The following is a 14,787-nucleotide window of genomic DNA, read 5'->3' as shown; positions in this document are numbered from 1 at the left end:
CATTAACGCTCTGAAGCAACCAATGCCACAAGCACTACACGCTTGCGATCGCCAGAGTAGGGGCGACGGCCGTGCATGGCGCGATAGTTATCGACAATTGCCACGTCCCCGTCTTGCCACTCTAAATCAAACGTGAAGTCTTCAGAAAGCTCAGCAATGCGCTCTAGCCCTTCTTTCGGGATAGCGCTGCCGTCACCAAACGTAATTGCTGAAGATGGGTTCTCGCGAACGCCTTTCCAGCCCATGTAAGCTGCAATAAGCTGGTTGTAGAACACTTCAGAACCGTCAGCTAACTCAATGACTGCTGGAAGTACAGGCGTAATAGCTTTTAAGCTACCATCTTCCATCCACTCCCAGCTGTAACCTAGTTCTTTAAGCTTAGCTTCACCCTCTTCTACGGTTTCAACACTTAACGTGCTTTTCCAGCTACGGCCCTGACCAGAGTTAGCGTCATCAGCCGCTGGCATGGTGGTGGTGTACTTCAGACCTTTCTCTTTGAAATCACTTGCCAATTCAGGGTTCTCTGCCTTCAATGCTTCAAACAATTTGTCTGAACGACACAGCGGCGTAGCTCCGCCCTCATCTGCTGCAGTTTTACAAAAAAAGAAAAGCTTACTTGGAGAAATAGGGGTTTGAGCCATTTCGTGATGAAGAAAAATTTCTACATCTTTAGGTGCTTCGTTAGCAGTAAATACACGCTCGGTATAGTTAATACGCACCGCGTTAGACAGCGACTCTTGATAAGTAAAGTTAGGATAGCCGAAGCCTGCTGAAAAAACGTCAAAGGTCTCTGCTGAATCAAGAGGGAACCCTCTAAAAAGCAGCGCACCTGATTTAGCAAGTTTTGCCTCTAGTTCTGCCTGATTCGCTTTAACAAACGCAACCGTTTCTTCTACAGTGGAACAGCTTTCATTGTTCACGACTATTTCAGGGAACACGCCGCCGTTGTAGTTGTGCTGAGTAGGTACGCGTGCATACGCTACCGCAGAGCTGTCATTGACGTTTTTCATAGTTTACTCCTAGTCGTAAATGGGGTGGAAACGATTAAAGGCTGCTTCGCAGAAGTGACCCGGATCGTTAAATCGACGATTCATGTTTAATGCAGAAATAGCCTGCATTTCACTTTCACTTAATGAGAAATCGAAAAGCGCCAAGTTCTCTTTCATGCGTTCTACTTTTGACGTTTTCGGAATAATCGCGTTGCCGCGCTGAATACCCCAACGCAATACAATTTGCGCTGGCGTTTTACCGTGGGCTTTTGCAGCAGCTTTCACTACGTCCTGCTGAAGTACTGATTCAGTCTGGTCAGCCATTTCAAGCTCTAAGTAAGAAAGCGCACCTAAAGGCGAGAACGCGGTAACATTTAAACCGTAGTCTTTTGCTAAACGAATTAAACGTTCTTGGGTAAGGTACGGATGAGATTCAATCTGTAGCATAGCTGGCTTAATGCGCGCATAGCTCATTAGGTCGTTAAGCAACCCTGTGTTGTAATTACACACACCAATTTGTTTTGCTTTACCGCTATCTGCGAGCGCTTCCATGGCTTCCCATGTTTTGTGAAGCGGCACAGGAGCAAGCTCCATCTTTGGTTCAGCTGCATCAGGGTCGTAAAACCACTCTGGCGGATACCGTGTTTCGATTGGCACGAACTTTTGCGCGATCGGGAAATGGATAAGGTATAAATCCAGGTAGTCTAGCTGTAAATCAGATAGCGTTTTTTCAAGCGCTAGCTCTACATGCTCAGGGGCGTGAAAGGTGTTCCAGAGCTTCGAGGTTACCCACAACTCTTCTCTGGTACATAAACCTTCATCAATAGCGCGCTTTATGCCTTCACCTACTTCTTTTTCGTTACCATAGTCTGCTGCGCAGTCTAGATGGCGATATCCAGCTTTAATTGCTTGGTATGTTGTTTCAGCACAAATGGCGGTATCTACTTTCCAAAAGCCAAAACCTACCTCAGGTATCTTATTCATTGCTTCATTCACCTTAGAATTTGTTGCATTAAGCTAATTAGTTTTACTTTAACACTATGCTCTTGTATAACTTCAGCTTCAAACTTTAGTCTTGTATAAGACATAAGTTATTACACAGGCACTCTTATGTCAACAAAGTGTTAACAAGCTAAATTAAAAGATCGAGTTTGGCTTCTAATGGTGGGATTGAATAACGTTTGTACCCTAATTTAGTGGCGGATATTTTAAGCGGACGTTTATCTATGTCCGCTTTTTAGGAAAGGGTCAGCAGTGTGGGCGATAGAAATGGCATAGAGCCGACTAGAAATGAAGCATGTCAATCAAGTTCAACTTGATAGTGATAATGGTCGGTTCTGCATTTACTCTCTCGATACTCTATTAACTTGCCATCAATAGATTCTGTGACACGAGTGACCAAAAGTAGCGGTGTTCCTTTTTCAATACCCAAGCTTTTCGCATCACTTTTTGATGCAAGAACGGCTTTAATGCTGTCACGGGTTTTAAACACGGTTTGGTTATAATCAGTTTGATAAAAGTGATACAAGGTATGCGGAATATCTTCGCGCAGGTGAATTTCGGGAAACATTTTGAAAGGCAAGAATATGGTTTCTAGCATACAAAATTCGTTTTCGAGTATGCGTCTGCGTTTAAGCTTTATCGTTTTGTCTTTTGCCGTTAAAGCAAGTGCAGCTTGGACTGTTTCACTTGGTTCAACCAGCTCTTTACTGATGAGTTCTGCTTTAGGTAAATCAGCGCCCTTGCCGTCAGCTTGCAGGGGAAAGAAACGAAATAACGCATCTTGAGCGGTATGTTCAGAAACGAATGTACCCACCCCTTGTCTGCGGGTTACAATTTTTGTGTCAGTAAGCAGTGTTAATGCTTTGCGAACGGTTCCTTGGCTCACTTTGAACTCGTCTGCAAGTTTAAACTCACTAGGCAACATCTCACCAGGTTGCCATCGACGCTCCACAATAAGTTGCTTAATGTATTCAGCGACCTGTTGGTATAGAGGCTGAAAAGCGAGACTCGGACCGCTGAGTTTGTGATCGAACTGAGATGAAGACATGAACCCTAACCTAAACGCTTAATTATTGTTTTTATATCATACACAAGATTTATAGCGCATTTTTGACTTAAATCACATACATCGTAGGAATAACATACATGCTCTTGGAAACACTACTCCCCATGTTCGCCCTTTTAGGTCTTGCGACGCTCCTGCAAACATTAAGCGGGTTTGGCTTTGGGTTAATGGTAGTGTCTAGCTTTACCTTGTTCGGTATTATGCCGCTTACCGCAACTACATTCATGGTAAGCTTTTTAAGCCTTTTTAACTCAGTAAGTCTAGTTGCCAGAAATCGTGAACAGATTAACACGCGTGCATTTAAAATCTTACTCATTAGCGGAATCCCTTTTATGGCAGTTGGCTACACGCTGCTAGAATACTTATCAATAGGCATGGCAACCTGGTTAAACCTATTGCTGGGCTTCGCTATTTTAAGCTGCTGCGGGCTTTTACTGGTTAAAAGAAAACGTGGGCAGCCGTCTGGTAGTGCCTTTGGTTTTACTGTTGCGGGCGGTCTTGGAGGAATGTTAGGCGGGCTTTTCTCTACGTTCGGTCCGCCTGTGGTTTTTCAGTGTTACAGACAAGCCTGGCCAATCAATGAAATACGCTTTACTTTGTTGGCCGTATTTAGCGTAACCGCATTAATACGTCTTGCTATAGTACCTTTTGGTACACTCCCTTCAATAGACGTTATGATTTCTGCACTACTCGCAGTGCCAGTCATTCTTGTATTTACACGATTAGGCCGCGTGCTCGCTGCGCGAGTTTCAACATCTTCGGTAAGGTTACTAGCGTTAACCATGCTTGCACTAAGTGGCGTCACGCTAATTGTGAAAAACATAAGCTTTTAAACCCTTTTAGCGCAAATTTTGATTACAGAGAATTGAACTTAATGAGCTACAAGCGCAAGACAGCAAAGAACATACCTCGATCTAAATCTTCATAATTTGCTAATTGCAGATTGACACCCAAGTTACATTTCATTAACTTATGTCTTATATAAGACACTAAGGGTAATGTAGAAATGAGTAACGCTTTTTGTGTAACTGAACCAGATTGGAACGATATTGAAGCTGCTGACATCACTGAGCAGCCCTTTTTGTCTGACGATAAAACACTTGTTGTCCCCACTCAACATGGCGAGTTGAGCCTAAGTATCAGTCAGTTTGGCTTACGCATTCAAAGTGATGCAAATGCAACTGATGACTTTGAAATGCTTACACGAGTACCCGATAAGCAAACATTGGTACTTTCCGGTGACAAGTCTCACAGTACCTTGGCAGCAGGTGATTATCGATTAGAAATTTTTGCCGCTCCTCTTCATTTCAAGCTGTATAAAGATGACGTTTTAGTTCAGCAAAGCGCCACCGACGGCCACTTTGTGCGCCAGCATCGTTTACCGCCCTTTGCTAAAACAGACAGCGGATGGTTAGTGAGCCTGGAGCTTGGTTATGATGAGGCGGTTTACGGTCTTGGAGAGAAATGGGGCAAGCTTGATAAACGCGGCCAGCTAATTCGCTCATACAACCACGACGCTTTAGGCGTAAACGCCGAAAAGTCTTATAAAAACACACCTTACGCATGGAGTCCTGAAGGCTGGAATTTATTTTTGCACACTCCAGCACCAGTCACCCATGGAGTCGGCTACGCACTTTGGTCACAGCGAGCGTATGTGTGTTTAGTTGAAGATGGCGTACTCGACATGTTCTTGTTTCATCAAGACTCGCCAGCTAAAAGCCTTCAAACCTACAGCGAGTTAACTGGCTTTGCGCCAACGCCGCCTACATGGAGCTTAGGCGTAATCCTGTCTAAAGCGTATTATAAAGATGCCGACGAGTTACTTGCCGTTGCCCGAGAAGTGCGCGAAAAGAATATGCCTTGCGATGTTATTACCCTTGACGGTCGCGCATGGCAAGACACTGATACCCGCTTTGCCTTTGAGTGGGACCCTAAGCGCTACGAAGACCCACAGCCGGTTATTGATGAGCTCAAAGCCTTAGGTTTTAAGATCTGTGTATGGGAATATCCCATGATCTCAGTGAAAAACCCTCTTTATAAAAAAGCTGCAGAAAAAGGCTGGCTGATAAAGGATAAGCGCACTGGCGAAGCGTATCGCTATGAATGGGACTTGAGCCCATTTGGGGAAGTGCTTACGCCCCTGCCAGACTCCGGCATTTTAGACTTTACCCACCCTGAAGCTTACGAGTTTTGGAAAACCTCGCATAAACCTCTTTTTGACCTTGGCGTAGACATGATCAAGGCCGACTTTGGCGAGCAGCTAGAAGACGACAATATGCTGTCGTACAGTGGTGATTCAGGCAACCGCCTGCACAATGTTTACAGTATGCTTTATAACCGCTGCGTTTATGAGGCAGCTGCGGCTTACTGCAAAACTGGCCCGTTCTTATTTAGCCGTTCTGCTTGGACAGGAAGCCAGCGCTATCCATCACAGTGGGGCGGCGACCCGCAAGCCGATTGGCACGGCCTAGCGGCAAGTATTCGTGGCAGTTTGTCTTGGGGTATGTCAGGCGGACCTTTTTTTGCCACGGATATCGGCGGTTTTTACAAAGATACCCGAGATGCAGAGCTCTATGTACGATGGGCGCAAGCATCAGTATTTAGCGCCCACATGCGATTGCATGGTATTGGCCCTCGTGAACCCTGGTCATATGGTGATGAAGCATCAGATGCCGTGTTTGACGCATTAAAGCTGCGCTACAAGCTTATACCTTATTTAAAAGAAACCGCAGAAAAAGCATCTATTACGGGGCTGCCCGTTCAGCGGGCCATGGCGTTAGCCTTTCCTGACCAGCCGCTATCTCACGCTTTTGAGCAACAGTTTATGTGTGGTGATGACTTGCTGGTTGTGCCTTGTGTCGTGCCTGGCGGCAAAATTAAATACTACTTACCTAAAGGCGAGTGGGTGCGCTTTGGTACCGATGAAGTGGTACAGGGTGAACAATACATAGAAGAGATATTGGCACTTAATGACGTTGCTGTATTCATTCAAAAAGGCAGTCGCATTGTAATGGGCCCAGATGTTCAGCATACCGATATGGATATGTCGAATATTTCGCACTGGCCAGCATAGCGCTTAGGAGTAGTTCATGGATATTACCCTTACCCTACTGTCATGTATGGCATTTATGGCAATCGTTGCCGCTATCTCTTACATGAAAACCAAAGGGGAAGTTAACACGCAAGATGGTTACTTCCTCGCAGGAAGAGGGCTGACCGGCACCTTTATAGCCGGGTCCATGATCCTTACCAACCTCTCTGCAGAGCAGCTTATTGGCTTAAACGGCTCTGCCTTCGGCTATAACCTTAGCGCAATGGCGTGGGAAGTAACCGCAGGTATCTCTACCATTATTATGGCGCTTATTTTCCTGCCTCGTTACTTAGCGGGCGCTTTCTCCACCCTACCTGAGTTTTTACGAGACCGCTTCGACGACAGTGTGCGTAGAATGACCGTAGTACTGTTTATGGTGGGGTATTCGTTAGTTACCATTCCATCGGTGCTTTACTCTGGCTCTATTGCCGTGCTTAGGCTTTTTGATGTACCCGGGCTTTTCAATGTAAGCTATGAGATGGGACTGGTACTTACTATCGTCATAGTCGGTACGATTGGCGCTCTCTATGCCATTTTCGGTGGTTTAAAAGCGGTAGCCGTATCAGACACGATTAATGGAGTTGGCCTTTTAATTGTGGGTTTATTGGTTCCCGTTCTTGGCTTGGTGGCCTTGGGCGACGGCAGCTTTAGCCAAGGTCTATCTACTATTGCTACCACAGAAACCGAAAAGCTCAACGCTATAGGCGGCGCTGACGATCCTGTCCCTTTCGGTACTATTTTTACAGGTATGATATTAGCTAACCTGTTTTACTGGGGTACAAACCAATACGTTATTCAGCGAACCTTGGGGGCTAAAAACTTGGTTGAAGGTCAAAAAGGCGTGCTGTTCTCTGGCTACTTTAAAGTGCTTGTGCCCTTTATGATGATGCTACCTGGCGTTATTGCTTATCACTTATATCAAGACGAAAATCTTCAAACCATCGACCTCGCCTACCCCCATTTGGTTAAAGATGTACTCCCACAGTATTTGTCGGGTTTCTTTTTAGCAGTATTGCTTGGTGCGGTGTTTAGCTCTTTTAATTCACTGCTTAACAGTGCTGCCACCCTATTTTGCTTAGACGTATACAAACCCTTCAAAAAAGACAAAGTGAGCGACGAAAAGCTTATTCGCGTTGCCAAGATCACCAGTATTGTTATTGCTGTGCTCTCTTTTATCACGGCGCCGCTGCTTATGTTTGCCCCTGAAGGATTGTGGCAAATCATTCGCATATTTACCGGCTTTTACAATATTCCCGTTATCACTATTGTGCTTGTTGGCTTATTTACAAAACGCGTTCCTGCGCTGGCGGCAAAAGTCGCGATTATCTTCCACGTAATTGCCTATGGACTGCTTAAGTTTGTATGGGAAGTCGATATTAACTTCATTCATATTTATGCCATTTTATTCGCTATAGAACTGACCATTATGTTAACCATAGGTAAGCTCTATCCAATGGCTACACCATGGCACTTTACGCCGAAGGCCGAAGTTAATATGACCCCATGGCGCTACGCTATCCCCTGCGCGATTGTGCTGGTTGGTCTTATTGCTACCTTGTATTTGATGTTCTCCCCAGTGGGCTTTGTAGGCGGAATCAGTAACATCTTTATACCGGCTCTAGTTGGCTTGTGGGCAAGCTGTTTCGCTGCCATAGGCATTAGCCTTAAATGGTGGCGAGTAAAATACGAGCAAGGCCTAAAGCGCCTTGCTTCCCAGCCGGCTTAAACTAAACGCTTCTGTATAGAAAAAACACAAAAAAATTAACATAACGTTTGCAAACGACTTAACAATTGTTTAACTTAATCACTCTTATATAAGACATCAGACGAAAGATATCTTTTATAAAGGCTGGTAATGATAAATCACATAGTGCGCCATTTTAAATGATGCCCCTTGTGTAGCTAAAAAAATAAAAAACCAAACACCGTCTACGTACAACGGTTGATATATAAAAAAAGTGTTGGCCATTGTTAGTTAGAGCGAGATAAGCGAAATACCCTGGAGAACAACATGAATACAAAAAGATCGATCATTAGTAAGGCGGTAACCCTTGCTATGACATCTGGCTTGCTGCTTCACGCAAATGGCTATGCGCAAGATGCAGAGACCGAACAAACTAAAACAGCTAAAGACGACAAGTCATTCGAGCAAATTGTCGTTACCTCACAGAAACGTGTACAGAGTATTAGCGACGTCCCTGTAGCAGTATCCGTATTACGCGGTGACCAGATAGAATCGGCTTTCGCAAACAATGTTGAAAATCTTCAAGCGCTTGTTCCATCAGTAAGTTTCCGCAAAGGTACAACAACCCGTAACTCTGCACTAACCGTTCGTGGTATTGGCACAATTTCATTTAGTATCGCCGCCGAGCCAAGTGTGGCGACAGTGGTAGATGGTGTGGTACTAGGCCGCTCAGGACAGGCTTTTGCCGATTTATATGACGTTGACCGTATCGAAGTGCTGCGCGGCCCACAAGGCACCCTTTTTGGTAAAAATGCATCAGCCGGCGTAGTCAACATTACCACTAAAGACCCTTCGCAGGAACTAACCGGTAGCCTTTCTACCGAATTCTACCAAGATAACGAGTATCGTTTAAAAGGCACGGTGAGCGGTGGTTTAACAGACGACCTTTCAGCTAGCCTGACCGTGTTCCAAGGTAAATTCGACGGCTACATCGATAATGTTTATAACAACGAAACGGTAAACGGCTATGATCGCGAAGGTGCGCGTGCGGTAGTCCTCTACGAACCAACCAACGACTTAAAAGTTAAGTTTATTAGCGAATTTTACAGTGCTGATGACGACTGTTGTGCCGATTTAGAAGGCGTATCAAGCGGTCGTAATCCAGAATCAGAAGCAGCACCTAGCAGTGCAACTATTGCTGACGGCATTGATTTAGAACAGCGTCAAATCGACCACGATTTTGAGTCTCGCACCATCGACGACCACTCAGCTTTCTCTGTGCAAGTTGATAAAACTGTCGGCGACTATACTTTCACCTCAATCACAGCCCAGCGCTCATGGGAAAACACTGAATTCCGCGAAGGTGACTTTACCTCAATTGCTGGCGACAGCGACCAGCCAGTGTTCGGCGTGCCTTTCCAACTGCACGATGTGGGTGAGCAGGAATGGAGTCAGTTTTCTCAAGAATTCCGTGTTGCTTCAAACCTAGCAGGCCCGTTTAACTTCCTGGCGGGTATGTTCTATTGGAACATGGATTCAGAGCGTAACTTCACTCGCGATGCAAGTTGCCAAAACAATAACCTTCAACTTGACCAAGCACTGACATTCTATGCGCAGAATAACCTGTCTGGAGACGACCTAACTAACGCGCTTTCAGACCTCGACGCCTATGCAGATTCATTAGGTGTGTCGTGCAATGCGAACGATATTGTTTCTGCCACAGCGTTTATGAGCACTGAGTTTAATAACTGGGCAGTATATGGCGATGGTACTTACGATTTAAGCGATGATATGCGCCTTATCTTCGGCCTTCGCTATACCGACGATGAAGTGTCTTACAAGCATCGCCGCATCAGCAACGATGAATATGGACGTCGTGGTGTTGGTGTGCGCCCTGCTACCGAAAATACAGATGCCGAAGGCGTGGTAGATGAAACCAATCTATCCGGCCGTGTTGGTCTTCAATACGATCTTGACCAAAATCAGATGGTATATGCCACCTACTCTCAAGGCTACAAAGGCCCTGGTTTCAACGTTTACTATAACTTTAATCCAGTCAACGATGGTCGACCTATTGGCGCTGAAGAATCTGACGCTTTCGAGGTAGGCTACAAGTACGCAAGTCGCGACCTATTGTTAAACGTTGCGTTGTTTAGCACCGACATTGAAGGTTTCCAAGCGAATAACTTCGACTGTTCAGACGGTGCATGTATTACCCGTCTTACTAATGCCGGGGATGTTACCACGCAAGGTATCGAGCTTGATATGATGTGGAACGCAACCGACAACCTTACTTTAATCGGTGGTGCTGCATACACAAAAGCAGAAATTGATGAGTTTAATTGTCCGATTGAGACTATAGTGAATGGCGATGAGCCACCGAGATGCGATACACGTTCAGGTGACGATGTACCATTCTCTCCTGATTTAAAATATTCACTTTCAGCTGAATACTTTATGGAAACAGAGCACGGTTTCGATGTTTACTATAACGCTTCGTATATTTACACCGACGAACAGTACTCTGACTTACCGGGAAATGTTGGAGGATTCAATCCTCACTCATTGCTACCTGACTACAGCATGCTTAACGCAAGCGTAAGTTTCTCATTCAAAGACGATGCATTCCGCGTATCTTTGATTGCTAAAAACTTACTTGATGAAAGCTATGCAACAACGTATAGCGGCGATAACTTTCGTTATCAAATTCCTCGCGACGCAGACCGTTACTATGGCGTAGCCTTCAAAGCACAATTCTAAACCTTCAAAGCGTGTGTGTTTAAAGGGGCGTATATACGCCCCTCTTTTTTGAGTGCGATTGTTCAAGCGCTTAGGCAGCAGAAACGTAATTAGCTAACGCCTTCCTGTCCCTACATATATTGCGCGTTAATTTAGCTCGTCGTGTTTATGATGATGAGAATGGGCATGCAAATGATCATTTTCATCACGGCATGGCTCCCCTGGTAGTTCAAACTCTACGGTTGTATGTGCAAGTGCAAATGGCGAAAGACGTTCATGCACCTGTGTTTTTAACTGGCGTAACTTGTCATTGTCGATTGCACAATTAATAACGACATGAGCGGTGAGTACATGTTGTTCACCATCTAAAGACCAAAAATGTAAATGATGAACTTCTTCAACATGCTCCATAGACAGCAACGCTTGGCTAATAGCCTTTCGCGTAAATTCATCAGGCACACCTTGTAAGAACAATGACATTGTCTGCACAACGTATCTCACTACGTTTATTAATATAAAGAGGGTAAAACCAATCGATAATATTGGGTCGAGAATGGGCCAATCTACAAAATGAAGTACAATGGCCACAATAAGCACCGCCACCCAACCCATCGCATCTTCAATTAAGTGCCAGTTAAGCACTTTCTCATTCATTGAATGGCCGCCATGAAGTTTATAGGCCGCGAGGCCATTTACCAGAATACCCAATATCGCGAGCCCTATCATGCCTTCCGTCACAGGCATCTCTGGGTTATAGAGACGGGGGATGGCCTCAGACATTACCCAAATTGAACCAAGTACTAAAATGAGACCGTTAATCATGGCTCCCATTAAACTTAGCCTTTTGAAGCCATAGGTATACTTTTCGGTGGAGGCTTTGTGACCTAGTTTACTCAAGTACCAGGCTAATCCAATTGAGAGGGAATCGCCTAGATCATGAACAGCGTCTGCCATTATAGCCACACTGTTAGTGAGCCAACCGCCGATAAACTCAATAATGGTAAAGGTAAAGTTCAGCCAAAATGCCCATCCGATACGAGTGGAGTCTTCTTTAGAAGAAGTAGTGTCGACATGATGATGATTATGCATGGGCTATACTCTTTTTGTGCTATAGAGAAAGCTTATCGTGAAGCACTATTTGTTGCGAGCGAAATGCTCAAAACACCTTATTAACAACAGTGCCTTTTAATTTGTAAATGACGAGTGAAACGCCAAATTAAACTTTTTCAAAGAAATATCAAAAATAATATAAATCATTGATATTAAGATTGTTTTTATATTTATTGACGATATATACCTATTCTACTAAATGTTAATTTTTTGAGAACAGTATTGATCTTTACGTGTCAGTGGCTTAATGTAATGTAAGCGCTTTCAAACAGCCATTTTTATTTGACCCATTTTGTAAGCGCTTACACAAGCTTTTTACGTGGCATTTGCCACAACATAAAAACCCAATTTCTTTTGATCAGGGCTGAAAACAATGACGAAAAAAGCATCTCAACTCTCGCGGATAGCTGCCGCGATCTCAGTCACAACCCTATTTGGCTGTGGAGGTGGAGCAACAACCTCTACAGATATCGACGTTGTTGACGCAACGGTTCCCGTTACCGACTGGGAGCTTGTTTGGAGCGACGAGTTCGATGGAACCAGTATTAACGATGATAACTGGACCCATGAAGTAAACTGTGACGGTGGCGGTAACAATGAAGCCCAATGCTACACAGACAGTGAAGACAATTCATTTGTGTCTGACGGTAGCCTGAAAATTGTTGCGCTTCCTGCCGAAGAAGGTGCCCCAAAACCGTATACGTCAGCCCGATTAATTACTCAGTATAAAGCCGATTTCAAATACGGCCGTTTTGAAATGCGCGCTAAGCTACCAGAAGGTCAAGGTAGCTGGCCAGCATTTTGGATGATGCCTACTGATTCAGTATATGGCGGCTGGCCGCGCTCTGGTGAAATCGACATTATGGAAGCGGTAAACCTGAAAGCAGCAGACGCAGAAGGTAACCCAGAAAACCATATTTACGGCACCCTTCACTATGGTCAAGAATGGCCGAACAATGATAGCTCTGGTCAAGCATATTCTCTTCCTGATGGCGCGAACCCAGCTGATGACTTCCATACCTACGCTATAGAGTGGCAGGAAGGTGAAATTCGCTGGTACATGGACGGCTACTTGTATGCCACCCAGCGTCGCTCTGAGGTGCGCTATAACGCAAATGGTGATGCAACAGGTCTTTCCCACCGCGGTTGGTACACTGAGTACTTCGACCAAATTACCGGTGAACTTGAAACCCAATGGAATAACGCCCCTTACGATCAAGATTTTTACATGATCCTTAACTTTGCTGTAGGTGGGAATTGGCCTGAAGCCGTTAACGAGACGGGTATAGATGCAGATGCATTCGTAGACGGTCAAACGTTCGAAATTGACTACGTACGCGTTTACGAGTGTGCCTCTGACCCAGAAACAGGTAAAGGTTGTGAAACGGTTCGCCCCGGCTACGACAGTGTAGACGATGCTTTGGTTGAAGGCGCTGCTCCCATCCCGTCGCCCCCTTCTACCGGTATTCCACAAAATCTAACGATTTTTGATGGTACACCTAACCCAAACTGGCCAGCGTGGGATTGCTGTGGCGGCACTACACCAGCGCTAGTTGAAGATGCAGAACAAGGCCAAGTTTATGAATTTACAATAAACGAAGCACCTACTGTAATGGGTTTTATTAGCCGTGGACAATTTATTACTGACCCTGAAGGTGAAGCCTCTCCTTTTGATGCATCTCCAATAGAAGAAACCGGCAGCGTTAAATTTGATCTGAAGGTAGCATCGCTTCCAAACAATGCCACCACAAACTGGCTATTTAAAATTGAAAGCTCTGAAGGCTCTACCGCGGCTGAACTGCCGTTGATGAGTGGTTACGTGGGCCCAGCAGATACTGAGGGCGATACCCCAGAACAAGGCGTGTGGGAGTCTTATGAATTCCCACTAAGTGCGCTTGCTGAAGCAGGCTTAGATACCAGCGCTATTGATGTCATTATGGTGTTTCCTGCCTGGGATACTGGAAATGGCGCAGTTTATCGCATGACAAACGTTGAAATTTCACAAGAAGGTGGTGTTACCTACCCAGAACTCACTATCTTCGAAGATGGCCAAAACCCTGATTGGCCTATGTGGGACTGCTGTGGTGGCTCTACGCCAACTGAAGAAATGGACGATGAAGAGCACGGTTTAACTGCGGAATTCCGCATTGGCGCTGAACCTACCGTAATGGGCTTTATAACTCGCTCTGCCGCTGGTGGTGGTGATACGCCGTTTGATGCAACAGCATTAACGGACGGTGGACTACTGCAATTCGATATGAGAGTAGTAAGCGCTCCAAACAATCCAGATTCAACATGGCTCTTTAAAGTTGAGTCAAACGATGCAGCAACCGCTGTAGAGCTTCCATTAGCGGATAGCGTTGAAGGTCAGGCTCCTGTTGAAGGCGAGTGGCAGACATACACTTTTCCTATTTCAGATTTGCAGGCCCGTGGTTTAGACGTTAGCGCCATTGACGTAATCATGGTGTTCCCAGCTTGGGGTTCTGGCGAAGGTGCAGTATACCGCTTAGATAACGTAAAAATATACCACCCTGACAGTGGTCAAGAAGCGCCTTCAGCGTCTGGCATTACCTTGTTTGCAGACACTGCGGCAGACCAATGGCGTATTTGGGATTGCTGCGGTGGCTCAACACCTACAGAAGAAATTGATGATGCAGAGCACGGTACAGTAGCTGAGTTCCGTATTGGAGCAACGCCAACTGTTATGGGCATCATTGCTGATGACGGTCACTCTTACGATGCGTCAGCACTACTAACTGATGGTGCTGTGCGATTTGAAATGAAAGTAAGCGCTATGCCTAATGATGCTTCAGCGCCTTGGTTATTCAAGATTGAGTCTATCGACGTGTCATCAGCAGTAGAACTACCCATTTCAGCTAGCCTTGAAGGTGTAGACCCGGTTGAAGGCGAATGGCAAACCTATACCTTCCCTCTTCAAACGCTGTACGACTTAGGTCTGGATATCAGTGCAATCAACGTCATCATGATGTTCCCTGCATGGGGCTCTGGTGAAGGCGCAGTGTACCGCGTCGATAACGTTGAAATTGCAGCGCAATAGCAAAGCATATGTTGCCTAAGCGGAGCTTGGGCAACATACGAAATTGAT

9 protein-coding genes are annotated in these 14,787 nt (G+C 45.3%); 5 read left to right on the top strand and 4 right to left on the bottom strand.

Annotated elements, in window-relative coordinates:
• Positions 1-2 precede the first annotated feature (2 nt).
• The 3 genes from ACXAER_RS11445 to ACXAER_RS11435 all read right to left on the bottom strand — a co-directional run bounded on the left by ACXAER_RS11445 (position 3) and on the right by ACXAER_RS11435 (position 3,039).
• Complete coding sequence (locus ACXAER_RS11445; RefSeq protein WP_474829337.1) at positions 3-1,010, bottom strand: TauD/TfdA family dioxygenase; 1,008 nt, start codon at positions 1,008-1,010, stop codon at positions 3-5.
• Positions 1,011-1,019: 9 nt separating this feature from the next.
• On the bottom strand, positions 1,020-1,973 hold the full coding sequence (locus ACXAER_RS11440; protein ID WP_081366557.1) for an aldo/keto reductase: 954 nt from the start codon (positions 1,971-1,973) through the stop codon (positions 1,020-1,022).
• A gap of 316 nt (positions 1,974-2,289) precedes the next feature.
• Positions 2,290-3,039 carry a GntR family transcriptional regulator gene (locus ACXAER_RS11435; RefSeq protein ID WP_474829334.1) on the bottom strand — a complete coding sequence of 250 codons (750 nt, stop codon included), beginning with the start codon at positions 3,037-3,039 and terminating at the stop codon, positions 2,290-2,292.
• Positions 3,040-3,137: 98 nt separating this feature from the next.
• On the opposite strand from ACXAER_RS11435, the gene ACXAER_RS11430 reads away from it, so the two are divergent.
• From ACXAER_RS11430 to ACXAER_RS11415, 4 genes are all read left to right on the top strand, one after another.
• A complete protein-coding gene (locus ACXAER_RS11430; protein WP_474829332.1) occupies positions 3,138-3,890 on the top strand; it encodes a TSUP family transporter in 753 nt (250 codons plus the stop codon).
• A 173-nt stretch (positions 3,891-4,063) separates the two neighbouring features.
• Complete coding sequence (locus ACXAER_RS11425; RefSeq protein WP_474829330.1) at positions 4,064-6,130, top strand: glycoside hydrolase family 31 protein; 2,067 nt, start codon at positions 4,064-4,066, stop codon at positions 6,128-6,130.
• Positions 6,131-6,146: 16 nt separating this feature from the next.
• Positions 6,147-7,874, top strand: a complete 1,728-nt coding sequence (locus ACXAER_RS11420; RefSeq protein WP_474829328.1) for a solute:sodium symporter family transporter — start codon at positions 6,147-6,149, stop codon at positions 7,872-7,874.
• 285 nt (positions 7,875-8,159) lie between these two features.
• Complete coding sequence (locus tag ACXAER_RS11415; RefSeq protein ID WP_474829326.1) at positions 8,160-10,592, top strand: TonB-dependent receptor; 2,433 nt, start codon at positions 8,160-8,162, stop codon at positions 10,590-10,592.
• A 126-nt stretch (positions 10,593-10,718) separates the two neighbouring features.
• Here the strand turns inward: ACXAER_RS11415 and ACXAER_RS11410 are convergent, their stop codons facing one another.
• Positions 10,719-11,660, bottom strand: coding sequence for a cation diffusion facilitator family transporter (locus ACXAER_RS11410; RefSeq protein WP_474829324.1), 942 nt, complete (start codon positions 11,658-11,660; stop codon positions 10,719-10,721).
• Between the two features lie 394 nt (positions 11,661-12,054).
• Here ACXAER_RS11410 and ACXAER_RS11405 point away from each other — a divergent pair, with 394 nt between their 5' ends.
• Positions 12,055-14,739: a family 16 glycosylhydrolase gene (locus tag ACXAER_RS11405; RefSeq protein ID WP_474829322.1), complete on the top strand. Its 2,685-nt coding sequence runs from the start codon at positions 12,055-12,057 to the stop codon at positions 14,737-14,739.
• The last annotated feature ends 48 nt before the right edge of the window (positions 14,740-14,787 follow it).

It is taken from the genome of Alteromonas sp. AWJ4_199 (genome assembly GCF_056159165.1).
This window is presented reverse-complemented; position numbering and strand designations above follow the sequence as displayed.

Bases quoted from the DNA above. Each gene is read 5' to 3' on its own strand.
- ACXAER_RS11440 (WP_081366557.1), bottom strand. From the start codon at position 1,973: ATGAATAAGATACCTGAGGTAGGTTTTGGCTTTTGGAAAGTAGATACC.
- ACXAER_RS11415 (WP_474829326.1), top strand. From the start codon at position 8,160: ATGAATACAAAAAGATCGATCATTAGTAAGGCGGTAACCCTTGCTATG.
- ACXAER_RS11445 (WP_474829337.1), bottom strand. From the start codon at position 1,010: ATGAAAAACGTCAATGACAGCTCTGCGGTAGCGTATGCACGCGTACCT.
- ACXAER_RS11430 (WP_474829332.1), top strand. From the start codon at position 3,138: ATGCTCTTGGAAACACTACTCCCCATGTTCGCCCTTTTAGGTCTTGCG.
- ACXAER_RS11405 (WP_474829322.1), top strand. From the start codon at position 12,055: ATGACGAAAAAAGCATCTCAACTCTCGCGGATAGCTGCCGCGATCTCA.
- ACXAER_RS11435 (WP_474829334.1), bottom strand. From the start codon at position 3,039: ATGTCTTCATCTCAGTTCGATCACAAACTCAGCGGTCCGAGTCTCGCT.
- ACXAER_RS11410 (WP_474829324.1), bottom strand. From the start codon at position 11,660: ATGCATAATCATCATCATGTCGACACTACTTCTTCTAAAGAAGACTCC.
- ACXAER_RS11420 (WP_474829328.1), top strand. From the start codon at position 6,147: ATGGATATTACCCTTACCCTACTGTCATGTATGGCATTTATGGCAATC.
- ACXAER_RS11425 (WP_474829330.1), top strand. From the start codon at position 4,064: ATGAGTAACGCTTTTTGTGTAACTGAACCAGATTGGAACGATATTGAA.